This is a genomic window from Thermopirellula anaerolimosa, assembly GCF_054657335.1.
This window is the reverse complement of record NZ_BAAHYX010000006.1, coordinates 3,243,512-3,267,442: the sequence shown is the minus strand read 5'-3', so window position 1 is coordinate 3,267,442 and position 23,931 is coordinate 3,243,512. Positions and strand designations below refer to the sequence as shown.

Genomic DNA, 23,931 nt, shown 5'->3' with positions numbered 1-23,931 from the left:
CCTATGCGAACGGTGAGCCGATCGAGGTGACCGTCTCCGACCCGACCTTGAGCTACACGGGCAAATGGGCCGTGACGAGCCTTTCGCAGGGCCAGCCGCTGGAGGACGTAGCGACGCTGGACTTCACGCTCAAGCCGACCCTGGAGGCAGCAAGCGCATGAGAACCTTCCAGGACAGCGCCGGACGAACGTGGACTATTGCGGTGAGCGTGGACGCGGTCAAGCGGGTCCGCGACCTCTTGAAGGAAGACCTGCTCGACATCGAGCGCACTTTCCCGCGGCTCTTGCTCGATCCCATCCTGCTTTGCGACGTGATCTATTGTGTCTGCAAGCCGCAGGCAGACGCGGAAAAGATTACCGACGTGGATTTCGCCCGGGCGATGGCCGGAGACACGATCGCTGGAGCCAAGGCGGCCTTGGTCGAGGAGCTTGTGGATTTTTTCCCCGAGCCGAGCCAGCGGGAGACGCTCCGGCTGGCGATCGAGAAGTACGGCCAGTTGAACCAGCTGGCGGCGGCACTCATCAAAGCGAAGCTCAATCGCACGGACCTGCCGCAGGAGATCGAGGCGGCCCTGACGGACGCTTACGACTCGTTTACGAGCTTGCCGGAATCGTCGGCGTCGCCCCAGGGCCGCTGACGCTGCGGGAACTGTGCTGGATGGTCGACGGCCGCCAGCGCGACCAGTGGAATCACACAGCCCAGGTGCTCGCCATGCTGTACAACGCCTTCCGCGGTTTGCACGCAAGGCCGCTCGGCCCGACGGATTTTCATCCGCTGGTGAAGAAGGCCGTCGCAACCACGACGCTCAAGGAACTCACTGAACTGGGGATTCTGAAATAGGCTTGGGGCGTGGGGTTTGAGGCTTGAGGGAGCCAAGCCCCAGGTCCCAAGCCCCAAGCCCGACCTATGGCAAGCCCTTCTGGTATCCGAGCCGGACAAGCGTTCGTCGAGCTGTTCGCCGACGACAGCCGCCTGGTTCGCGGCTTGAAGGCCGCTTCGAAGCGGCTGAAGGCTTGGGGCCAGAGCGTCACGGCGGCCGGCCAGAGAATGCTCTCTGCCGGGATGGCGGCCGTGGGGGGCTTGCTCGGGGCCTCCGGCCTGTTCGCCTCGATGGGCGATCGCGTGGCCAAGGCCAGCCAGCGGACCGGCATCGGTGTGGAGCGGCTTTCGGAACTGGCCTACGCGGCCGAGCAGTCCGGGGCCGACCTGGCGACGCTCGAGGCCGGACTGCGCCGGATGCAGAAGACCATTGCGGAAGCGGCGGGTGGTTCCGAGTCGGCCCAAGAGGCCCTGGCCAATCTCGGCATGTCGATCCAGCAACTGGCAGGTCTCTCTCCGGATCGGCAATTCATGCTCATCGCCGACCGGCTCGCGAAAATCGCCAATCCCACCGAGCGTGCTGCGGCTGCGATGGAGCTCTTCGGCCGCTCGGGCACGCAACTGTTGCCGATGATCGCCAATGGGGCGGCGGGTCTAGAGGCGTTGGCCGAGCGGGCCCGGCAATTGGGCCTGGTTATGGCCACCGAGGACGCAGAAGCCGCAGTGGTATTCGGCGACCTAGTGTCCGACCTCTGGAAGACCGTCAAGATGGGGGTTTTCGTCATCGGGTCGGCCTTGGCGCCGGTGCTTACGGACTTCGTCCAGCGGGCGCTTGGGGTGATCAGGAGCATTACGGATTGGATCAAAGCGAACAAGGCTGTCGTCGTCACGATTTTCAAGGTAGCCGCGGCCGTCACAGCCGGCGGGGCGGCGCTGATCGCACTTGGTGGCGTTCTGTCTGCCCTCGGTTTCGCCTTTGGCACGCTAGCGAGCATCGTCACCGTCGTGGGGACGGCTTTGGGCGTGATCGGCACCGTCCTGGGTGCGATCCTCTCGCCCGTGGGACTGGTGATCGCGGCCCTGGCCTCCTTAGGCGGGTACCTGCTCTACGTCTCCGGCGTGGGCCAACAGGCCCTGGCGTGGCTGGGCCAGCAGTTCGCCGCGCTGCGGGATACGGCGCTTGCGGCCTGGAAGGGCATCTCCGATGCGCTGGCCGCCGGCGACATCGGCCTGGCCGCGAGGATTCTCTGGCTCACCTTGAAGATGGAGTGGCAGAAGGGCATCGCGTGGCTTACGGACAAGTGGATCGGCTTCAAAGAGGCCTTCACGGCCGTGGCCACCGAGGCGGTCTACGGCACGGCCAAGATTCTCACCTCGGCCTGGGCCGGCCTCCAGACCGCCTGGGTCGAGACCGTGGCGTTTATGTCCAAGGCGTGGACCACGTTTACCCATCATCTGGTCACCGGGTGGCGAACGGCCCAGAACTGGATCGCCAAGAAGTTCGTGCAATTGATGGCGATGTTCGACGATTCGGTGGACGCCGAAGCCGCCATGCGGATTCTCGATGAGGATTTCACACGGGAGCAGCGCCAGCGGGATCAGTCTACCCAGCAGCAGCTCCGCGACATCGAAACGACCCGGCAGGCCAAACGCCAGGCGATCGACCAGGAAGAGCGCGGCACGCTCGATGCCCTGGAAGAGGAGCGCCAGCGACGGCACGTCGAGCGCCGGCGGCAATACGACGCGGACCTCCAGGCGGCCGAGGATGCGGTTGCCGAGGCCAAGCGCCAGTGGCAAGAGGCCCTCGACGAGGCGGCCCGCAAGCGGGCAGAGATCAAAGAGACATCCATCCCTGAACGCGTCAAGGGCGTCGGAGACCTGGAAGCCTTCGACTTCGAGGGGCTGGCCCAGCGGTCGATCAGCGTGACCGGGACCTTCAACCCCTTGGCCGCGGCCGGCCTGGGCACCGGCGGTCCCCTGGAGCGTGCCGCCCGGGCAGGCGAGGAGACGGCCAAGAACACCCGCAAGCTCGTCCAGCAGGCCCAGCACGGCAACTTGGTATTCGCCTGATCGGAGGATTCGCTGCGGATGCCGATCGCCATCCACGAGAAATGGGAAAGCCGCCAATCGACCGAAGGCGAAAGCCCGTCGGTCGACCTTGTCTATATTGTCCGCGGCACCGATAGCGACCTGGCGGCCAAGGCGGCCCTGGCGGCGGCCTCACCGGTGCTCTATGACGGCCTGGTACGCCAGAGCCTGCACATCGAGCGGATCGCCGAGGACATCTGGGAAGGCACTGTCCGCTACGGCGAGCTGAAGCTGCCCGAGACCGGAGAATCCACCTACCAGTTCGACACCGGCGGCGGCACCCAGCACATCACCCAAAGCCTCCAGACGGTCGGCCGCTACGCTCCGCCTGGCAAGACCGCCCCGGATTTCCAAGGTGCCATCGGCGTTACCCACGACAACGTCGAGGGCGTCGACATCACCGTGCCGGTCTACAACTTCTCCGAGACGCACTACATCGCCTCGGGCCTGGTGACGCCCGGCTACAAGGCCACCCTTTTCTTTCTGACTGGCAAGGTGAACGGCGCCGCCTTTCGCGGTTTCGCCGCCGGCGAGGTGCTGTTTCTGGGGGCGTCGGGCTCCAAGCGTGGCCAGGACGACTGGGAGATCACCTTCCGCTTCGCCGCAAGCCCCAACGTCATTGGCTTGGTGATCGGCAATATCACAGGCATTAGCAAGCGGGGGTGGGAATACCTCTGGGTCCGCTACGCGGATGATGAAGACGCCGCGGCCAAGGTGCTGGTCAAGAAGCCGATCGCCGCCTACGTCGAGCAGGTCTACCAGTACGGGGATTTCTCGGGCCTGGGCATCGGGACTTAAAAAGGCGGGAGACTGAAGGCTGAAGGCTGTAGGGTTGCCATGGGAAACCCCTTCAAGAAAGTCCGGCCGGGTCAGAAGTTGGAAATCCCCGCCGAGGCATACAACGCCTTCGTCGATGCTGCGATGGCCCAGCGGATGCGGCGGCACGACCTGGAAGCCGGGAAAGAAGGTGGCCCTCCGGCTGTGCTCGTGCGGAACGAAACGGGGCAGACTGTGGCACGATTCTCCGTGGTGGGGCTGGACGACCCCATCATTCTGCCCAGCCAAAACGAGGCCGAATTCGCCCGCCAGACGGCCCTCCGGGCACAGATTCCCGACCCCGGGGTTCATGGGCCAGGACGGTTGGCCGTGGTGACGGAACCCCTCCCTGCGGGCCAACTCGGCCGCGCGGTCCTGCACGGCGTAGTGCCTGCCAAGATCGAGTGTCAACATTCGGCTCACCCCCGGGTGTGGATCAAGCCCAGCGAGCAAACGGGCGATGCGTTTACACTCTACTCGGGATTCGTGGGGTGGCCGGTTTGTTGGTGGCCACAAACTGGGTCGTCGCTCGGTTTGGTGCTTGCCGGCAACTTCGCTGGTCTCGTACGGTTCGCCCTGAGTGAAACGTTGGCCTATTATGCCAGCGCGGCGGCGGAAGTCGTAGACAGTGCCGGCCAACCGCTGGGGACCACGATTACGGTCCATGATGCCTTGGGCATCTTCACTGGGCCCGCGAACACCCGGGGTTATGCTACCTGGACCGAAGATGCCGGCCGATGGGAAATCATCCAACTGCAATGCGTCGAGTGACACGATGGGATGGCATCCGCAACCATGCTGCGAACACCCTGTGGCCTGCGGGCTGTGCGACCCCGTGGTTGCGTCGCGGTGCCTCGTAGTCGAAATTTCCGGGATCATCCCCTGGCCTACCGGCTACGGTTATTGCCCCTCGGCGTGCGGCACGGCGATCTGCGATCGCCTCAACGGCAAATTTCACCTGTCGAACTACTTGCCGCCGTCGCCGGACAACGGCAATCGTTGCGTGTGGTTTGGCCCGCTGCCGCATGCGGCCTGCGACGATTGCGAACCGCTATACCTCTGGGTGGCCATTGGCGGACTGAATGATTGCCGCGCCGAAGGCGCCACCGCGATGTGCGCCATCGAGCTGCGCGTGACGCGCGAGCCCCGATTCGACGCCCCCTGGCGGGCTTATACCTTCTGCGCGTGGGACACAGGCTACGCTTGCGACCATCCAGATCACCACCTTTGCGCCGCCCTTCAGAGCCCCAATGGGGCGGAGATCGCCGACCTTGGGTGCCTTTGGCCCGACCAGCGCAACCTATGGTTCTGCCAGACCGGCGCAGGCGGCGGCGTTTGGGATTGCCCCTGGGGTCGCGGCGGCACGGAGCCGCTGGGGCGGCTGAAGCTCCGCATGGCCCAATGCTGCACCGGCGAGCCCCAGCGGACGTGCTGTTGCGACGGACCAATCGAGCAAGAAATCCGCAGTCTCCGCTGGCACATGGAAGACCTGCCGGAGCCGTACGCATGCGACAACCACCGCCGCATCGTCACCCCCCTGGAATGGCACAGCGAGGGCCGGCTGCCCCGAGAATGCCTCGGCCCTGAGTACCGCCAGTGCGTGCCCTGGCAGCCGGCGAGCACTGTGCGGCTCTATCCGCCCGGGCGCATCCTGGAGGTGACCTACCACCAGGCCCTCTATCGCGCGGCGTGGGATGGGCGTTGCCCGTCCGTGGCGGGCAAGACATTGACCTACGTCAGCGGTGCCCCGCCAGGATCAGGACTGGAACAAGCCAGGGCGGTCGTCGACAGCGTATCGCCCAACGCTGAGCCGCCCAGTCGCGGCGGCCCATGGTGCATGTACTGCACGGGCTGTGCACCGGACGAGCTGTATGTGACGCTCAGCGACTTGCCGGTCCTCCAACTCGGCAATACGGTCCTGGACCTGCGGCCGCTGGAAGGCACATGGGTGGTATCGCGCGACGACCAGGTGCCCAGCCAGCATGCCACCGGCGTTCGGTGCTGCGAGTGGGATGCCAAGATCGCCCGGGCCCGCACCATGCTCGGCGACTGGGCAGTGCACTACACCGAGGAGCGTGATTGGGACCTGTACCTGGTCGTCCAGCGTTTGGGCGGCCAAGGCAGCGAGCGATGTGCGTGCTGGATGGTCCACCTGCTCCAGCTGTTGGAAGATGATTGCGCCCCCGAGCCCGGCGAGCCCACCGGGACATGGTGGGCCCGAGACCCCACTTTCTGGAACCCGCCCTACGGCCTCTTGTGCGTCCGCTCTGGCACCCATTGGCCACGGGGCGGCCCGGAGAACTGCATGTCCGTGGCCCTCTCGGGCTCGCTGCGGTGCAAGGCCGTCGCGCAGTGGCCCGGCGGGCCATCCGCCGAAGGCACCGGCCAAGTCAGCATTTCCGTATGAGTACGTACTGCCATTGGCAACCCGACGGCAAAGGCCGCTACTATTGCCCGGCGTGCGACCCGCACGGTTTTCGGCCCGTGGGCCGGAGTGACGTCAGACGGCTGTGCGGCCCCATGCCGCCCAAGACTACTCCTGGGCCGCTGCCCGCGATGCCCCGGCCGCCCCACGGGCCCGGCCAAGAACTCAAGCGGATTCTCGCGTGGTTCGGCATTCACGACCAGGCCGGCTGCGGCTGCCAAGAGTTCGCCACGCTCATGGACTTCTGGGGGCCCGAAGGATGCGAGCAGCATTTCCAGGAGATCGTGGACCGCCTGCTCGGCCAGGCCGCCAAACGCCCCCTACTGCGCCACCTGCCCCGCAAGGCCGCCGAAGTCGTCGTGCGCATGGCCATCCGTGCCGCCAAGCGCAAGGCAGCCCACTTGCGACGCCAGCGGGTCGTCAGCGGCGTCACCCTGCCCGAAACCCTGTACATCACCACGGCTCAGCTCATGCAGGATGCTCTCGCCTTGGCAGGGCACCTGCCGCCGGACGCCAACGGGATCGTGGCGATCGCGCGGAGCGGCCTGCTGCCGGCGACCCTCTGGGCCACCGTGCTGCATCTGCCCCTGTGGTGTACGGGGCCTGAGGGGCAGATTCTGCCCCTGGCCGGCGGCATACGCACCCAGGACCAGCCCCCCGAGTGGCGACAGCCCCGACATCTGCTCTTGGTAGACGACACCGCCTGGAGCGGCCATGCCATGCGAACCTGGTCGCCCCGGGTGCAGCAGGCGTTTCCTGGGGCGGCTGTGACCCGTGCCGCGGTCTACTCCCACCCCAACGGCTTGGCGTCGCTGGACCTCTGCTGGGCCCTTTATGAAGGCCCGCACTATCTTGAGTGGAACTGGCTCAACAGCGGCCACGCGGAACGCTTGGCCACGGACCTGGATGGCATCCTCTGCGAGGAGCGGACCGGCCGGCCTATGCAGATGCCCAGGCGTCGCCCCGTGCTGGCCATCGTCACCGCCCGGCCGGAGCACCAGCGGTCGGCCACCGAGGCCTGGCTGGCGCGCTATGGGGCCGTGTACCGCCGGCTGGTGATGGGCCCCTGGCAGAAAATCCCCACCGACGCCGCGACCATCGGACGCTGGAAGGCCAAACAGTGCCAGGTGGTCGGGGCACAACTGTTCGTCGAAAGCGACCCCTCCCAGGCAGCCGTGATCCACGCGGCCACAGGCATCCCCGTGCTCTGCCCAGCGTTGGGCCACCTCCTTGCCTAGCCACCTGTCGTGCTTCGCCCCAAAGCCCACTAGGTCGGACAACCAGAGGTCCCCCGCGTTTTGCCCGTGTCGCCCGGGCGGCCTTCCGCCTTATGACGGCTTGCCTTCCTGCGGATCGGGAAAATGCAGCACGAAGCTGGCCACCCGCGGCCGTTCCATCCCCGCATCCTCCCACCCGAACGCATAGCTGCCAATGTGCCACAGCCGCACCGTCGTATCCGCCATGATGCGAAAACCGCACTGCCGTGCCCGCTGGCAAAACGCATAATCCTCGGCCAAATACCAGTGCCCGTCCTCATGGGCATGGGCCATGGGCTGGAAAAACGGCACCATCGCCGATGCGAACCGCTCGTTGCACACCGGCAGCCGCAACCTCTGCTGCATCCGCTCGTACACCCGCCGGTGTACCAGCATGAACCCCGTCGCCCCATACAAGAGTTCCACCAACCCGCCCCCTTCGCCGAAAACCATCTCGTGCGTGCCCGGCAAAATGTGGCAGGCCAGCGCCCGCTTGCCCTTCTGCGGGTAGATGCCGCAGACGATCGGCAGCCGGTGCGAGCGCAGCCGCTCCACGGCATCAGGGTGAAAATCGATGTCGGCGTCGATCCACATCGTCTCCTCGAACCCGGCCCGCAGGGCGTCGGTAGCCATCTGGTTCCGCCCCTGGTCGATGGCCGCATAGCCCCCCACACGCCACACCGCATACCCACGCCGCTCCAGTTCTTTCAATGCCCGCTCGCAGTGCGGCAGAATCTGCCCGGCAAAGGGCACCAGGATCACGCACCGCCTGGGGTCCAAGGGGGCCCACGACGCACGAAGAAACGCCCCCGGCCCAGGCCGCTGGGGCACCTTGTTGACCCGCAGGCCTACGCTGAGCACCTGCCGCTCGGGCGGAATGCCCGCAAACGCCAGTAGTTCCCGCAGGCCTTCCGGCGTATTGAGCGCCCAATCCGTATCGAACACCCGCATCTGCTCGGGATACCGGGCAACCAGTTCCTCCACCCGGCCGTAATACTCCTCCCAGTAGCGGCGGATGCCAGCCTCGCGGTCCTGGATGTCGTACTGCGGAAAGATGCGGGTCCACACGGGATCATGGTACCACCCCTCGGCCGGCTCCGCGGCCCAGTGGTTGGTGGGCAACGGCTGCACCCGGTCCAGCCACTGGCAGAAGCTACGTACCACCTCTTCCCGCGGCCGTCTAAGACAAATGATGCGGATGGCCGGCTCGACCGCGATCGCATCTTCGACATACGGCAGATAGCTGGAGGCCACGTCGCCCACAATGGCCGCCTGCCGAGTGCGGCGCCAGCGGGCAAAACGATGCTCGATGACCGGCCTTGGCCGTTCCGGCCGCCAGGACAATAGCGGCGGCTCCTCGTGCGAAACCATCACGCCCGGCTGCCGGCTCAAGACCCGGGCCAGCGACAGCGTCCCGCAGCGTCCACTGCCCATGCCCAAGACAATCGCTTGCTGCATAGCCCTCTCCTCCGGCACGACATGCCCGAGCCCAAGGACACTCCAAAATAAGCCGCACTCCCCTATGTCGTACCGTAGTGCCCCTCCTCCTTGCCTAAGCACAGCGTGAGCCAATCAGAAACGTAGACGCTCGCCGACACTTTTGAAACGTCAGCTCGTGGATTTAGGCCGCTTGGCGTTCAGCTCAGTCTGAACACAATCCACGATATCGGAAAACCACTTCTTCAAGCACGCAAGCGAACAAAACTCGATATCCAGTTGCCCCCTGGAATACCGTCTGCTATCGCGTAGCCCGCAGAATCTTTCATTTCCGGATCCGTGCCGTGGTACCCAACGTGACAAAACCCTTCTAATAGGTCATCCCTCAGCCCCGCCTTCTCAAGAACGAACAGGTCCACCACGGCGCCGAAGGAAAAGTACGCAAACCCCCCGGCGATCGGCTTGAAGCAGACAGGACATGTGGGAGGCGGGACTCCAGATGTCGATGAACCTTGGTTGCGAATATTATCTGCCTGCATGACAGATTACCAATCCGTAATCCAGTTCCAGGCTGCCCTTCCTGCCTCAGATATTGCGTGTGCCGCCGAGTACATTCCCGCGCCAAGGTGTTCGTGGATAGTCTGGCGCCCTATTTGGATGCTGCCAATCGCATATCCTACGGCGTATCCCCCGGCGCCTGCCGCGATCACCGAACCGCCGACTGCGGTGGCACCGCTCAAACCGCTAATGGTCGCGCCTCCGGCAGTGTTACTCTTGCCAGCCAAGGCCGCGCCTCCCAACACCGCACCTCCTACTATTGCAGACTCGCCCATCGCGATCGCCGCCTGCGTTGCCACCCCCTTGTTATGTCCCACCACGCCCGACATCCCACCCCGCTCCGCCGCCTGAACCACTTCCGGCGTCTCTAGCACCACGACTGCGGCCAAGCCGAGTAAGCCGGCCGCCCGAAGCCTAGCGCGAAGCTGCCGAAGGACCTTCTTTCCGATATTCCGTCCCGTGGGTGTCGACCCATAAAAGACCTCGCCGGTCTCAAGGTTAACTTTATACGGGCTGTTAGCAGAGCCGACGTGGGCGTGAGGTTGCGAAGGAAAGGGGTCCTTGTCGTATCGATGTACGTAGAATACGTAACCCCCAAGCTTAATCTCAAGCAGACCTGTTCGGTCAGCGTACCGCTGCGGCCGGTTGCCGACGTAGCGGTACAGGTTGGCGTCGCCGGCGGAGAAGCCCAGTGGGTCGGGCGAGAGCCAGCGGGCCACAACCGGATCGTACCAGCGGTTGAGGTTGTTCTGTAGGCCGCTGGCCGCGTCGAAGGGCCGGCCGGTGAAGGCAAAAAGCGTACTGGCCCCGGGGTTGGTCTCGGAAAGCAGGCGGCCGAAGGCGTCGTACACCAAGTGGTTGACCACGGCCGTCTGGCCGGTCTGCGGGTCGGACTGGGCCAGGTCGCGGACCGTGCCCAGGTGGTCGGTCAAGGGCCAAAGCACTTCGCCCGGCCGGCCCAGGTCGTAGCCGGCCTGTTGGCCAGCTTGCGAACCCTCACCCTGGCCCTCTCCCAGGGGGAGAGGGTACACGCCTTCGTCGGGCAGTATCTGGTCCACGGCCGGCCCCCACAAGTACCGATGACTCTGGTCCGCGCCCGTCACGCGGCCGGAGCCCTCCCGGTCGAACTGCACCACAATCTGGTTTCCATCATAGCCAAACACCCGCGTGTGGTCCACCGTGCCGTCGCCATCGCGGTCCACGGTCTGGCCAATCCAGCGGTTCTCGGCGTCGTAAAAGTTGGCAACCACCTGCCTAGCCGGGCCGTCCTCGGTGGCATACTCGGCAATTCCCACCAGGCGATTGCGCCCATCCCAGGTGTAGCGGGTGATCTGGCTCCGCTCGCCGGCATCGATCTGGCCATCGGCGTCCGCGTCGGTCCACAGGTACCGCAGCGTGCGGTTTCCGTTGGCATCGTACTCGTACCAGTACGTCCCATCGGACACAAGTCGGTTGCCGGCGCCCACCACGTACACGCTGGTGGAAGCCCCCACCGCGACGGCCGTCCGATTGCCGTTCGCATCGTACCAATAAAACTCGTCGTCCTGGTCGCCGGAATACTCGGCCGCGAGCAACTGGCCGGCGGGATCATACGTGTATATCACCGTGCCGTCGCCTTCCTCGCACTACAACCCTGGCAGCTCCTCCTCGTAGGTCCTTTGCTTGGAAAGAGCGTACCTCGCCTCGCACAGATAAAACCCAGCCAGGTCTGCACCTCCGTCCTCCGTCAGATTCGTCCCTTTGAAGACCAGTGGCAGGATTCCCTCGTCAATCGCGTGCAAGAGACTATAAATCGCGTCATCGACGCTGTCCGCAATAATCATCCGGACCAGCTCGTCCAGGTCCCCCGCCTGCCTGGCCTTTTCCCATCGCTTTGCGACGAAGCCCTTGTGTTCCCGATCCAGTTGTCTCCACGTGATATCAGAAGCTTCGATAGCCTCGTCTCGCACGTGAGAAATAAGAATCGCGATAAACTCCTTTGTTGCTTCGTTCATTGGTTGGCACCTCCCCAGGGAATGTGTGTCGGTTTGGAAATCCCGGCCTGCCTTAATGCTTCGATAGCCTGCTTCACCGTTGCCTCTGCCATCTCGTGAGGCATCCCAGCGGCTACAAGCGCCTTGGTTTCAATGTCCTGCACCACGTCCCACGTCAATTCCCGCCCAGTCTTCGAGAGCTCCTGATAGAGTTTTCGTTGTGACTGCGTGATATCCCCATGCCTTATTCCCAGCTTCTTCAGCTCGTCATTCGGTATTGCCAGGGCCTTATTGACATCGTAGCCGGGGGCCCCTTCGAACGCCTTCCTGGCAGGAACATGATGGCCGCCCCCTGGCCCGCCGTAGGGACGCAGTTCGGCGGCCCCCTTCAAGCCACGCTTGGCAGCTTCAGTTGCCTCGTCCCCATATTTTGCCGCGTACCGGCCAATCTTGCCACCCTTGCCGATGGCATCGCCCCACATGGGAATCATCGACGCCGCCGAGAGCCCTGCCCCTGTCCAGTCCCCGCGGGCAGCGGAAATGCCCGCGTTCAATGCGTCGAACGGCTCGCCTGCCCCCGGGATGCACCCAGCTGCATCCAGCCCAGCCTGGTAATAGTCGAGATTCTGGCTGAAGTAGTGGCCATAAAGACTGAAAATCTCTCGCGCTCCAGCCCAAAGGCCCCCCAGCCCGCCGCCATTAGCTGAAGCTTGGCCGAAAGCCGTCCCCCTCCCACTTGGTCCTGCCAGGCTGTACAACGATGGGCCAGCCTCTCGAGTCTCGCAGTCCGTCGTTTCTCGAGAAGAGCACTGGGGAGACTCTTTCACCAAGGAGTGGCGAACCCCACTGGCCCGGCTAGCTGATTGGAGCGTGGGCACAGGCGACCGCAACCGCTGCGAGAGGTCCGGGTTGCTAAGGACTCTGGGATTTGCGCCATCGGATTGCGCGGCAGACAGGTACTCCTGCTCGCTATACGCATACGGGAAGAAGCCGCTGTCGCTGCCGGAGCTCTCATAGAAGACGTCGCCGACGTAGGCGACGTAATCCTCCTCGCCGGAGCCGCCGCCATAGTCCCGGCCGTAGTAGCGGGCCTCGGAAAATCCGGGGTAGCTCACGGTGTCGTCGTAGGAATTGCCCCACGGGCCGCCCCAACTGCTGCTGGACGAATAGCCGCCCCCGCTCCCCTCGGGGACAAAATGCGTCCACCAGCCGCTTTCGGAACCGTTTTCCAGGCCGGTGACGTGGTTGCTGACCGAACTGCTCACCGCACCGTCCCCCTGGCCCTGCCAGGTGTCGTCTTTACTAGTGGTGCGTTCCAGGGTTCGCGGGCGATTACCTCCCCTTTCGGAACGCCGGTGGCCCAGTAGCCATCGCGGTGGCGGTATCTGCCCCCCCTCACGAACAACGTCAACCAGCGGTTTGCCTGTGCGGCCAGAATAGCCGAATAGCTATTGTGCGCAGAGCATGCGTTTCCTCATCAATCTCCATAGTACGTATCAACTGACCGGCTAGCCGGGCCGCCGCTATGTGGATAGTCAACCCCTCGTGCGTAGCAATGGACAGGCCCGCGTCCGCGTGAGGGCGTAGGTCGCCAATTGAAAAGCGGCCTGTTCGCATTGCCCCTGTGTGGTATCTATACTCAACGGATGTCACTTCAGAAAAAAGAAGTCTCCATTTCCGAAAAGGCGTTATTCGCCGGTAAAGAAAGGGGGCAATCCTCTCATACCGTGAGATACTATTGTCCGGCAAGAGAAGCAGTATCTCACACCGTTTTTGCGACGGGTCAAACGTGACCGAATCGAGGGGCATTAGGGCATCCAGGATATAATCCCTTGCTATGGAAAGCGACGCCTCATTCTCAATTTGTACTACGATCGTATCGTGCGAACACATGTTGGCATTTGTTACGAAAGTCATTCCCACGGCCAATGTCGCCATCCGAGTGGCGGCGAATCGATGTGGGGAACCTTGGCGCCGCCGGGGCGAATGGCGTGGTAATCAAACCGTATCAGAGGAGGCTTACCCGCAGGACGAATCTGGAAGATACCACCACTGCCCATGCGCCCGCCAACGGACGCTCCTTCGACCAAAATGGTTGTCCCCGTCGCAGCTTGGTAGACGGCTACCCCGCCTGCTGCAGCGTCGGCCACCGCGGCTCCGGCAAGCGAAACCTGTGAACCAAGCAAGACTTTGTCGCGGATCTGCAACTCGCGTTCTGACGCGCGGATGGCACTGGCCTGCTCCCAGTTGAACTTCCGGCCCAGGGCCTGTTCGATCCTCGCCCGCTCTTCGGCCGTAAACTGGTCCAGCCGTGTGTGCGCCGTACCGAACGTCTGGTTCAATTGGCGAACCAGTTCTATCTCTTGATCGACCGCTTCACTCCAATCAATCCCCCAACCGAACCATGTGAACGGGTTCCACCACCGCCACTCCGGTAGGCGTTGCGCACCGCCGCCAGCCGCCTCGCCCTGAACCCGAACCTGACCCCCTTGTGCTCGCCCAACCGTCTCGTTGGCGGCCATGGCAGAAATGCCATTCTTGCCGCTGCCGCCCTCAGTGCCGAAATAGTATTGGTGCTCCTGTTGCAGAACGGACACCCTTTCAGTCCCGGGTACCCCGGCGGGCACCGATATCCCCTGTTCCTCGGTGCGGTCCCCTGCAGCCCCGGCAAATAGCAGTTGGTCCTCGCTGTACGCGAACAGGAAGAAGCCACCGTCGCTGCCGGGGTTTTCATAGAAGGCGTCGCCCACATAGGCGATGTAATCCTCTTCGCCGGAGCGGCCGCCGTAGTCCCGGGCGTAGTAGCGATAGTCGTAGAAGCCGGGATACGTCACCGTCTACATCCTCCAACATTCGCCTATGTGCGTGTGTCGTTCTCCTTGCGCTGTGGGTGAAATTCAACGTGCAGCTTACCAACGTGTAACCGAACCACGATGGGTATACAACCGATAATCGTAAGGATTTTGCTGACCGGGTCGAAGCGAATCTCGTCAATGTCGTAATAGCCTACATGCTCCGTGTCTTCGACCGCGAGTGAGTCCACGTGTCTGACCACCAACGTTGCGATGGGCGCTCGCTTTCGGCTCAAGGCAGCGACGTGCTCATAAAGAGGAATGGTGACAACTCCCCCGGAAAAACGCCCTTTCAGTGCATCAACATCGAACCAAACATCATGCACTGCGTCGACAAGAGTGCCAAGCTGGCCGGGATCCGAAACCAGCATATCGCTACCTCCATGGAAGTGGAATCCTCAGGACTCGGCCACTACGTTTCACGCCGGCTCTCCACCAGTTAATCTGAATATGTGCTAATCTGCCTAACGGCCCAAAGGAATGATGCGCGCCGTGTATCGCGACTTTGGTCGACACGCCGCTCGCTGCTACGCCACCCGCCGCCGCGTCTGCTACGCCAGCCGCCGCCAAAGACACCTGCGAACCAAGTAGTACTTTGTCGCGGATCTGCAACTCGCGTTCTGACGCGCGGATGGCACTGGCCTGCTCCCAGTTGAACTTCCGGCCCAGGGCCTGTTCGATCCTCGCCCGCTCTTCGGCCGTAAACTGGTCCAGCCGTGTGTGCGCCGTACCGAACGTCTGGTTCAATTGGCGAACCAGTTCTATCTCTTGATCGACCGCTTCACTCCAATCAATCCCCCAACCGAACCATGTGAACGGGTTCCACCACCGCCACTCCGGTAGGCCTTGCGCACCGCCGCCAGCCGCCTCGCCCTGGGCCCGAACCTGACCCCCTTGTGCTCGCCCAACCGTCTCGTTGGCGGCCATGGCAGAAATGCCATTCTTGCCGCTGCCGCCCTCAGTGCCGAAATAGTATTGGTGCTCCTGTTGCAGAACGGACACCCTTTCAGTCCCGGGTACCCCGGCGGGCACCGATATCCTCTGTTCCTCGGCGCGGTCCCCTGCAGCCCCGGCAAATAGCAGTTGGTCCTCGCTGTACGCGAACAGGAAGAAGCCACCGTCGCTGCCGGGGCTTTCATAGAAGACATCGCCCACATAGGCGATGTAATCCTCTTCGCCGGAGCCGCCGCCGTAGTCCCGGCCATAGTAGCGATAGTCGTAGAAGCCGGGATACGTAATGGTCTCGTCGTAAGAGTTGCTCAACGGGCCGCCCCAACTGCTGCTGGACGAATAGCCGCCGCCGCTCCCCTCGGCGACGAAATGCGTCCACCAGCCGCTCTCCGAGCCGCTTTCCAGGCCGGTGACGTGGTTCGTCGTCGAGCTACTCACCGCACCGTCCCCCTGGCCCTGCCAAGTCTTCGTCCACTGGTACTGATCAGGCACCCAGGTCTTCGCACACCGGTACTGATAATTGTAGTCGTCGTAGGTGCTGTTCTGGTAGGTCCCGCCGCTGGCCCAGGTCTCCTCGTACACCCACCAGTGGTCTTCCCACTGGCGGTGGTAGAGCGAGTCGGCCGAGCCCGTGGCCGAGGCCGAGCGGCTGTCGCTGCCCGTGGTGAGTTGCTCGCCCTGGTCGTTCCAAGTGATGGTGCGGCTCAAGGTTTCGCTGGCCGTGCTCTGCTGGCGGATACTGCGCACGCCATCCCAGGATTCGTCGTGGGTGCCGCCCATACTGAAATCGCCCCAGGTGGACCAGGAACTGCCGCTGCCCGAATAGTCGTAGCTCAGGCCGCGGGTGGCGGTGGCATTGCCCGATTCTTCGATCTGGGTTAGGCGCCACGGGCTGACGGCCGATCCGCTTGCCGAGCCGGTCCCAGAGCCGCTGCCTGACACAGAGCCGGGGGCCCAGAGGTAGTGGTCGGTCCGCTGGTAGGTCAGGTCCTTGGTCTGGCCTTCGGTCAGGGTGCGGGACTCGCTGCGGTTGTGGGCAGTGATGGTGCAAGACACTCTGCATTCGACACCGCCTATTCTAGGCCATGCCCGCCCGACTTGCGCGCCGGCAGTCGGCCACCTCGGCGCAGAATCTCCTGCCGAATCTGCTGGCGGATTTGCTCGGTCGCTCCGCTGAAGGGCCTGAGGACCATTTCGTCCGTCCACCACCCTTGCCATTCGATGCCGTGAAGCGTAGCGAGTTGGTACCAAGCCTCCCTTCTTCCAAATTCGTTCGCGGCGGGATCCTCAGCAACTGCCCACAACTTCTCGCAAGCGTTCTGGTCCCCGTCTTTGGCCAGACTACCGAGAAGACACAACGCCTGAAACTGAAGCTGGTTATCGCCTTCGTCACGTGGGTCGCCATCCGCGACGCGGAAGATCAAGCGGCGCAGTTGGTTGCGATGTCCGTAGACCTCACATAAAGCGTATAGTGCGCCGGCCGCCACCCAATTGTCTTTGTGGTCCAAAAGCGGATAGAGCAACTCCTCGTCGCCGTATTTGGGATTGTGGTACAGGTCGAAAACAGCCTTGTAAAGCTCTGTGGCCGTATACTGATCCCGATTCCTGATCACCTCAATGGCTCGCTGACGCACCGAATCAGTCATTCGCAGGATCCTTCGCCGATTCTATTGGGCAAGTTCGCCCAAAATTCGTTCCGCCTCGTCGAGCATCTTCGATAACTCGGACAACTCACCTTCAATGATTGCCCGCTGCTCAGGAGTGAGACTCGGATCAGTAAGGTGCCTGCGTAGGCGCAGTATTTGGTCCTTGGCGCCACGCATGGCGTTACGGGTCTCCGCCAGATGGTCGAAGGGCGTTCCGTCCGGTCTCAACTTGACCGTCTTTCCCTGTTTTTCGGCCAGCGCGGCCAGCACATGTTCCCTGCTGAGCGCGTGCTTGAAATTGTCCGCGCGGCGCACGTACTGGCCGTACTTCGTCGCAAACCGAAGGTCGCTCGCCTTCGTCGCACCGCGCACGGCCGCAGCCACCTCATCACCGTATTTTGCAAGGTACCGGCCAAGCTTGCCACCCTTGCCGATGGCATCGCCCCATACGGGAATCATCGATGCCGCGGACAGCCCCGCCCCCGTCCAGTCCCCGCGGGCAGCAGAAATGCTCGCGTTCAATGCGTCGAACGGTTCACCCACGCCAGGGATGCACCCAGCTACATCCAGCCCCGCTTGGTAATAGTCAAGCTTCTTCCCGAAGTAGTACCCGTAAAGACTGAAAAACTCTCGCGCTGCAGCCCAAAAGTCCCGCGCCTCCCCGCCATTGGCTGTGCCTTGGCCGAGGACCGTAGCTGACCCGCTGCCGCTGGACAACGATGGGGCGTTCTGCTGATTCTCGTAGTACTGACTACTTTCCCGACAAGACAGTTGGGGAGATTCTTTCAGCAAAGCCTGGCGAACTGCATTGGCCCGGCCAGCCGAGTGGAGCGTGCGCCCAGGGGACCCCAACCGCTGCGGGCGGTGTGGGCTGCTAAGGCCTTGCGAGCTCGCGCCATCCGGTTGTGTGGCAAACAGGTACTCCTGCTCGCTGTACGCAAACGGGAACAAGCCGGCGTCGGAGCCGGGATTGTCGTAGAAAGCGTCGCCCATGTAGGCGATATAATCCTCTTCGCCGGAGCCACCGTAGTCCTGGCCGTAATAGCGATAATCGTAGAAACCGCGATACGTCACCGTTTGGTCATAGGAGTGGTTCCAGCTTGTGCTCCAACTGGTACTGGACGAAGTACCGCTGCCGCTGCCAGAACCACTGCCACTGCCACTCCCGGAGCCGGGACCCGAGCCGCTGCCAGAGCTTGAACCGTTGCCCTCCGACACGGTGTGTGTCGACCAGCCGCTTTCGGAGCCGTTCTCGATGCCGGTGACGCGGTTGGTGGCCGAACTTGCCACGGTCCCATCCCCCTGACCCTGCCAGGTCTTCGTCCAGTGGTACTGATAAGTGTAGCCGTCGTAGGTGCTGTTCTGACAGCTCCCGCCGCTGGCCCAGGTCTCGGGCCCACTCCACCAGTAATCCGCCCACTCGGAGTGGTAGAACGAGTCCGCCCGCCCACTGGCCGAGGCCGAGCGGACGTTCGTGCCGCTACTGCTGGCCTGCCCAGAGGCGTTAAAGGTGATCGTGCGGTTGAGACTTTCGGTGGAATGGCTCTCGTGGTGGATGGAGCGAACGCCGTACCATGAGTCGTCGTGGGTGCCCCCCATGCCCGAATCGCTCTACTGGTCCAAAGCAACATGCCCATCACCCTGGACCACTTGGCAACTGCACAAGAGGCCTTGGGCACAGTATCACCAGCGTGGCTCCTTTATCTTTCCGGCCCTGGCCTGGTGACCGCCGACTCCGCTTCAAGTTCAACGAGGGCGGAGGATAGGCGAGCCACTGCCCGCTTGGCACTCCCAGTCTGCTGAAGGGTTTGGTTGTGAACCCGCAACGCATCGTAGACCTTCGCCTCCTGCCGCTCCTCAAGCAGGTGCTCCATTTTGTTTAGACTAAACTGATACATGCCCGTCACGAGATTGTAGGTGTAAATCACACCTATCAGCCAACTAAGGAGCAGGAATACGTTGGCGATGGCAAGGGCCAGACGCACCCACCGCCGCCAGCGGAACTCGGCAATTAACCAGAGGATAAGCAGAATGATGGGCAAAACCGCGAGCGCCACAAAACAAGGAACGGTCGATTGCATTGTCTCAACCAGCCTCCGCGTGGCTACCAGTTCAAATAGCGAGCGCGCTAGTACTGCGTAGAGCGCTTGTGATGTTACGGGCGCCAAGGCGTCACGTACCAAGGTACATCTCCGGGTGTGAAGGCGTGATTCCACCAGCCATCGTCAAGGTAGAACACGCTTCCATCCGGAAGCGTGACTTCAATTGCGTTATGCCCCAGGAACCAGTCAGTAAAGGGAATCCCTACACCGATTTGCCATTTCCGGTACTCCCAGGCGGCCACCCTGAGTTTGAGGTAATGGGTCTTACCGACTTTGTCGATTACCTCAAGTGCCCAATTGCCGCAGTCGTTCCGACGCCTTCCCATCTGGGATGGATGCCTTATCGCAGTCGAAATCAATCGCTCGAGTTCAGCCATAGCGTCGGCCTGTTGCGATGGTGTTAGATTGGCCGTTGCCGCTCTGAGCGCAGCCTGCATCTTGTCCAATACTCGATTGGCCCGGTCGACTTCCCAACGTTTGATTTGATCGCCCATGTATCCGATCCCCTGGTAGCCAATGGGGTTGGGCGCGGGGTAGGGGAAGTAGCGGGGGCCTGGCGGCACCGGGGCTGGAGGGTCGGTCCCTTCTGAAATCGCAGCCCGAGATTGGCCGGCCGTTTGCCCAGCGGATTCCGACAGTGCGAATTCCGCTGAGCCAAGCACCGCTGCGTGCGAACCGCGGGCATAAGCGTATGCGGACTGCTTGTCTCCTGGACGTATGCGAAGCGCCGTTTCCTCATCGCTGTAGCCGAAGGGGAACATGCCGCCGCTGGCGCCGGGGGAAGAGCCGACGGTGAAAGCGTCGCCCACATAGGCGATATAATCCTCTTCGCCGGAGCCACCGCCGTAGTCCCGGCCATAGTAGCGGTAGTCATAAAAGCCGGGATACGTGAGCGTCTGGTCATAGGAGTGGTTCCAGCTTGTGCTCCAACTGCTGCTGGACGAAGTACCGCTGCCGCTGCCAGAACCACTTCCGGAACCACTGCCACTGCCACTGCCACTCCCGGAGCCGGGACCCGAGCCGCTGCCAGAGCTTGAACCGTTGCCCTCCGACACGGTGTGTGTCGACCAGCCGCTTTCGGTGCCGTTCTCGATGCCGGTGACGCGGTTGGTGGCCGAACTTGCCACGGTCCCATCCCCCTGACCCTGCCAGGTCTTCGTCCAGTGGTACTGATAAGTGTAGCCGTCGTAGGTGCTGTTCTGACAGCTCCCGCCGCTGGCCCAGGTCTCGGGCCCACTCCACCAGTAATCCGCCCACTCGGAGTGGTAGAACGAGTCCGCCCGCCCACTGGCCGAGGCCGAGCGGACGTTGGCGCCGCTGCTTGTGGCCTGGCCCGAGGCGCTAAAGGTGATTGTGCGGTTGAGGCTTTCGGTCGAGTGGCTTTCCTGGTGGATGGAGCGGACGGCGTACCACGAGCCGCTGGAGGAGCCGCCTTCGGTCGCGTTGCCCCACTGGACCTGGGAGCTGCCGCTGCCGCTATAGTCGTAATCGAGCTGGCGGGTGGCGGTGCCGTTTCCCGATTCTTCGATTTGGGTCAGGCGCCAAGGGCTGCTGGCCGATCCGCTTGCGGAGCCGGAGCCCGACCCGCTGCCGCTACCCGAGCCGCTGCCGGAGCCGGACCCAGGGGCCCAGGTGTAGGTGTCGGTCCGGCCGTAGCTGAGGTCCTTGGTCTGGCTCTTGGTGACGGTGCGGGATTCAGTGCGGGTGCTGCCGTTCTCTACGTCTCCCGCCTGCACGGTGCCGCGGGTCCGGCGGGTGCCGGTATGCGCGAAGTGCTCCTCCCGCGTGGCGGTGACCGTGCCCTGCCCGGTGGTGGGCACCCAAGTCTCATCGACCAGCTCGAAATCGAGCGAGAAGTTGTAGCCTGAGCCGGTGGAGCCGTTTTCGCTGGTGGTGGCGTTGTAGCTGGTGCTAAAGCCAGAGGAGCTGGAACTGGAGGAGAACGAGCCGCTCCCGGAGTAGCTCCAGGTGGCCTGGCCGCTGGCCTGGGCGGTGGCCCCGCCGTTGACCACCCAGACGCCTTGGCCGCCAACGGCCGCCAGCGTGGTGTACGAGTAGGAGAGTTCATCCGTGATGTTTTCGGTCCTGGTGCCGCTTAGGGCATAGGTTTCGCCGTCGGTGCGGCTGTAGGGCTTGCTGCCGGAGCGGTTGAAGGTCCAGTGGCCGTTGCCGCTGGCCTGGCCGTTGCCGGTGGCCCAGTACCAATTGCCCTCGGCATCCAGCGCAGGATTGCCCGTGTAGTTGTAGTTGAACGACTCGTAGCCGCTCTCGGTGACCGTGCCGCTGTAGCCGTCGGCGGTGGTGTAAGGGCTGTTGGCCGAGAAGGAGCGGTTGCCGTTGCCGTGATCGCTCCAGGTGCCGCTGCCCGAATAGGTCCACACGCCGCCGCTGGCGGTGTCGCTGGTGGTGTAGGAGTAGAGCATGTGGTGCGCACATGCGACGCGCAACGGCTATGGCGCGGCAGCACGCAGGCCATCCCCTATTGCTGCTCTCGCTTCCCCTGCTCCTTGGGCGGTGCTGGCAATTCTTTCGGCGTAGACTCCCTCCATAGCATTCCGTCCCAACGGTAGAACGTGAAACCCTGCGGCGTTTCCTCAATTAGCCGGTCCCATTTGCCATCGGCGTCAGAATCCACATAAGTTAATCCGTGTCCAAGATTGTCTCTAAACCCATAGTGAATCTCCAGTAGCTTCGTACCGTCCGCGCTTCGTGCGAAAGTACAAAACCATTTCTTACCCTGACAAAGCAACTCGTAGTTGCGCACCACATGATCCAGCTCGCCTTTTCCCATGGGATAACGCAACTCACTGACCACCAAGTCGTTATTCGGGAGACTGCGAATCACAAATCGCCCGTCAGTGGAGGCCCCGATAAGGAACGGCTCCCTCTTCATCACGATGTGTAGGTCCTTGAACTGCGCGACGAACTCCGCGACTTCCTTGCCGTATTGCTCCTCCGCTTCCGCCACGAGATGGCTGAAGTCTGTCTTGGCCACCTCGCCCTTGGATGAACCTCGATGCATGGGGCTCCATAGCACCCCCAGCCCGACTCCGGCCAGAAAGAGCGCCACACCCCAGACTGCGAATCGCTTCATGTGTGCATCTCCGGCGTCTTCACTGCCTGGTTCCTTGCTTAGCAGCCTCGCGGGCACGCTTTTGTGCCGCCTCTGCTCGCATACGTTTGGCCCTTTCGTAGCGTTCGTTCCAGTATTTCCACTGCGGCGTTCCCTCGATTTCGCGGTCACGCCTATAGAGCATGTAGTGCTCAATATTGTCCGGCTGGAACATCTCGCCGATGGCCTGTGCACCACCCGCGATCTCACTGCTTCCGGAAGGCGCGCCGTAGCCTACGACCGACCAGAACCACTCCTTAAATCTATTCCACCAACTCTTTTCGGTGTCTGGCGCGGAAGATGAGGTGGCGCTCACGACCACCTTGTCGGATCCACGGTTCCCTAGGACGGTGTCCCCAATTCCTCCTCCTTGAGACTGTTCATTAGCAGCACTGCTCTCGCGCGGCGAACTGTTCTCTAAGACACGCGATTGCTGTTGGTTCCCACCCGGGCGCTCGTCGGACACGCCAATGGAGAGTGCCGCGAACGCAGACGGGCTAGCGCCGGACCAGACTACAGTGCCCAGCGAACTGTCCAAGACCCGCGCGGTTCGGCTACCACTTTGCGCCTGTCCGAAGAAAAGTTCCTGCTCGCCATAGGCGAACGGGAGCATGCCGGAGCCGGCGGAAGAGCCGTCGGTGAAGGCGTCGCCGAGGTAGGCGAAGTATTCTTCCGGGCTGCCCCCGCCGCCGGAATAGCCCCCGGAAGCGGCTGCGTAGTACGCCCCCGCGTAGAAGCCGGGGTAGGTGACTGTCGTGTCGTACAAGGGGTTCCAGCTTGTGCTCCAACTGCTGCTGGAGGACGTGCCGCTGCCCGAGCCGCTACCCGAACCACTGCCGCTGCCTGAACCGGAGCCACTGCCCCAGGTGATGGACCAGCTCCACCAGCCGGTGGCTGTGCCGTTTTCGGCGCCAGTGACGTGGTTGGTGGCCGACTCGCTCACGTTGGGCTCGCTCTCAGGCACCCAGGTCTTCGTCCACTGGTACTGGTAATTGTAGTCATCATAGGTCGCGTTCTGCCAGGTCCCGCCGCTGGCCCAGGTCTCCGGCCCGCTCCACCAGTGGTCCTCCCACTGGGAGTCGTAGTACGAGTCGGCCTGCCCGCTGGCGGAGGCTGAGCGCACATTGCTGCCGCTGCTTGTGGCCTGGCCCGAGGCGCTAAACGTGATCGTGCGGTTGAGGCTTTCGGTTGAGTGGCTTTCCTGGTGGATGGAGCGGACGGCGTACCACGAGCCGCTGGAGGAGCCCCCTTCGGTCGCGTTGCCCCACTGGGCCTGGGAGCTGCCGCTGCCGCTATAGTCGTAATCGAGTTGCCGTGTGGCGGCGCCACTGCCCGACTCTTCGATTTGGGTCAGGCGCCACGGGCTGGCGGCCGATCCGCTGGCCGAGCCGGTCCCAGAGCCGCTTGCCGAACCGGAACCGCTTGCGGACGCCGAGCCTGGGGCCCAAAGGTACTGGTCGGTCCGCTGGTAGGTCAGGTCCTTGGTCTGGCCTTGGGTGAGGGTGCGGGACTCGGTGCGGTTGCCGCTGCCGCCTGAGTTGGTCCAGCTCACCAGCTCGTCGGTTTGCCGGGTGCCCGTGTGCGAGAAATGTTCTTCGCGGCTGGCGGTGACCGTGCCTTGCCCGGTGGTGGGCACCCAGGTCTCATCGGCCAACTCGAACAGGAGCGAGAAGTTGTAGCCTGAGCCGGTGGAGCCGTTCTCGCTGGTGGTGGCAGTGTAGGTGCTGTATCGCGCCAGAGAGCACTACCCCTGTTCGCCTCTATTCGCCTCTAACGCGATTCTTCCCTTCTCGGTAATCCTAAACCATCCACGCCATAAGTATGACACGTCCTGTGACGTGGGCGCATAAGTTCGACTCTCAGGAAGGCGCACTGAGAGCAGTCCACTCTCCACCA

The 23,931-nt window shown here is 63.1% G+C and carries 20 protein-coding genes; 7 read left to right on the top strand and 13 right to left on the bottom strand.

The window, feature by feature from the left end; translation table 11 throughout:
- Positions 1-157: 157 nt before the first annotated feature.
- From ACYQ6J_RS17710 to ACYQ6J_RS17680, 7 genes are all read left to right on the top strand, one after another.
- Entirely contained in the window at positions 158-637 is a 480-nt protein-coding gene (locus ACYQ6J_RS17710; RefSeq protein WP_460185529.1) for a hypothetical protein, read from the top strand.
- Between the two features lie 20 nt (positions 638-657).
- Positions 658-840: a hypothetical protein gene (locus ACYQ6J_RS17705; RefSeq protein WP_460185528.1), complete on the top strand. Its 183-nt coding sequence runs from the start codon at positions 658-660 to the stop codon at positions 838-840.
- A 66-nt stretch (positions 841-906) separates the two neighbouring features.
- Positions 907-2,889, top strand: a complete 1,983-nt coding sequence (locus ACYQ6J_RS17700; RefSeq protein ID WP_460185527.1) for a phage tail tape measure protein — start codon at positions 907-909, stop codon at positions 2,887-2,889.
- A gap of 18 nt (positions 2,890-2,907) precedes the next feature.
- Complete coding sequence (locus tag ACYQ6J_RS17695; protein WP_460185526.1) at positions 2,908-3,705, top strand: hypothetical protein; 798 nt, start codon at positions 2,908-2,910, stop codon at positions 3,703-3,705.
- A 39-nt stretch (positions 3,706-3,744) separates the two neighbouring features.
- Positions 3,745-4,494 carry a hypothetical protein gene (locus ACYQ6J_RS17690; protein WP_460185525.1) on the top strand — a complete coding sequence of 250 codons (750 nt, stop codon included), beginning with the start codon at positions 3,745-3,747 and terminating at the stop codon, positions 4,492-4,494.
- 4 nt (positions 4,495-4,498) lie between these two features.
- The gene (locus tag ACYQ6J_RS17685; RefSeq protein ID WP_460185524.1) at positions 4,499-6,130 is read left to right on the top strand and encodes a hypothetical protein; all 1,632 of its coding nucleotides are present in this window, start codon (positions 4,499-4,501) and stop codon (positions 6,128-6,130) included.
- A gap of 113 nt (positions 6,131-6,243) precedes the next feature.
- The gene (locus ACYQ6J_RS17680) at positions 6,244-7,386 is read left to right on the top strand and encodes a hypothetical protein (protein WP_460185523.1); all 1,143 of its coding nucleotides are present in this window, start codon (positions 6,244-6,246) and stop codon (positions 7,384-7,386) included.
- 90 nt (positions 7,387-7,476) lie between these two features.
- Here the strand turns inward: ACYQ6J_RS17680 and ACYQ6J_RS17675 are convergent, their stop codons facing one another.
- From ACYQ6J_RS17675 to ACYQ6J_RS17615, 13 genes are all read right to left on the bottom strand, one after another.
- The gene (locus ACYQ6J_RS17675; RefSeq protein ID WP_460185522.1) at positions 7,477-8,862 is read right to left on the bottom strand and encodes a sulfotransferase; all 1,386 of its coding nucleotides are present in this window, start codon (positions 8,860-8,862) and stop codon (positions 7,477-7,479) included.
- Between the two features lie 524 nt (positions 8,863-9,386).
- Positions 9,387-11,003 (bottom strand): RHS repeat-associated core domain-containing protein, encoded by a 1,617-nt coding sequence (locus ACYQ6J_RS17670; RefSeq protein ID WP_460185521.1) that lies wholly within the window; start codon positions 11,001-11,003, stop codon positions 9,387-9,389.
- A 21-nt stretch (positions 11,004-11,024) separates the two neighbouring features.
- A complete protein-coding gene (locus tag ACYQ6J_RS17665; RefSeq protein WP_460185520.1) occupies positions 11,025-11,393 on the bottom strand; it encodes a hypothetical protein in 369 nt (122 codons plus the stop codon).
- On the bottom strand, positions 11,390-12,637 hold the full coding sequence (locus ACYQ6J_RS17660; RefSeq protein WP_460185519.1) for a hypothetical protein: 1,248 nt from the start codon (positions 12,635-12,637) through the stop codon (positions 11,390-11,392). The genes ACYQ6J_RS17665 and ACYQ6J_RS17660 overlap by 4 nt, the downstream gene beginning before the upstream one ends.
- A 648-nt stretch (positions 12,638-13,285) precedes the next feature.
- Positions 13,286-14,206, bottom strand: coding sequence for a hypothetical protein (locus ACYQ6J_RS17655; protein ID WP_460185518.1), 921 nt, complete (start codon positions 14,204-14,206; stop codon positions 13,286-13,288).
- 23 nt (positions 14,207-14,229) lie between these two features.
- Complete coding sequence (locus ACYQ6J_RS17650; RefSeq protein WP_460185517.1) at positions 14,230-14,595, bottom strand: hypothetical protein; 366 nt, start codon at positions 14,593-14,595, stop codon at positions 14,230-14,232.
- 4 nt (positions 14,596-14,599) lie between these two features.
- Complete coding sequence (locus ACYQ6J_RS17645) at positions 14,600-16,231, bottom strand: hypothetical protein (protein ID WP_460185516.1); 1,632 nt, start codon at positions 16,229-16,231, stop codon at positions 14,600-14,602.
- A gap of 17 nt (positions 16,232-16,248) precedes the next feature.
- The gene (locus tag ACYQ6J_RS17640; RefSeq protein ID WP_460185515.1) at positions 16,249-16,821 is read right to left on the bottom strand and encodes a hypothetical protein; all 573 of its coding nucleotides are present in this window, start codon (positions 16,819-16,821) and stop codon (positions 16,249-16,251) included.
- 21 nt (positions 16,822-16,842) lie between these two features.
- On the bottom strand, positions 16,843-18,420 hold the full coding sequence (locus ACYQ6J_RS17635) for a polymorphic toxin type 28 domain-containing protein (RefSeq protein WP_460185514.1): 1,578 nt from the start codon (positions 18,418-18,420) through the stop codon (positions 16,843-16,845).
- 101 nt (positions 18,421-18,521) lie between these two features.
- A complete protein-coding gene (locus ACYQ6J_RS17630) occupies positions 18,522-18,902 on the bottom strand; it encodes a hypothetical protein (protein ID WP_460185513.1) in 381 nt (126 codons plus the stop codon).
- 74 nt (positions 18,903-18,976) lie between these two features.
- The gene (locus tag ACYQ6J_RS17625) at positions 18,977-21,346 is read right to left on the bottom strand and encodes a hypothetical protein (protein WP_460185512.1); all 2,370 of its coding nucleotides are present in this window, start codon (positions 21,344-21,346) and stop codon (positions 18,977-18,979) included.
- A gap of 56 nt (positions 21,347-21,402) precedes the next feature.
- A complete protein-coding gene (locus tag ACYQ6J_RS17620; RefSeq protein WP_460185511.1) occupies positions 21,403-22,017 on the bottom strand; it encodes a hypothetical protein in 615 nt (204 codons plus the stop codon).
- A gap of 19 nt (positions 22,018-22,036) precedes the next feature.
- Positions 22,037-23,671, bottom strand: a complete 1,635-nt coding sequence (locus tag ACYQ6J_RS17615; RefSeq protein WP_460185510.1) for a hypothetical protein — start codon at positions 23,669-23,671, stop codon at positions 22,037-22,039.
- Positions 23,672-23,931 lie beyond the last annotated feature (260 nt).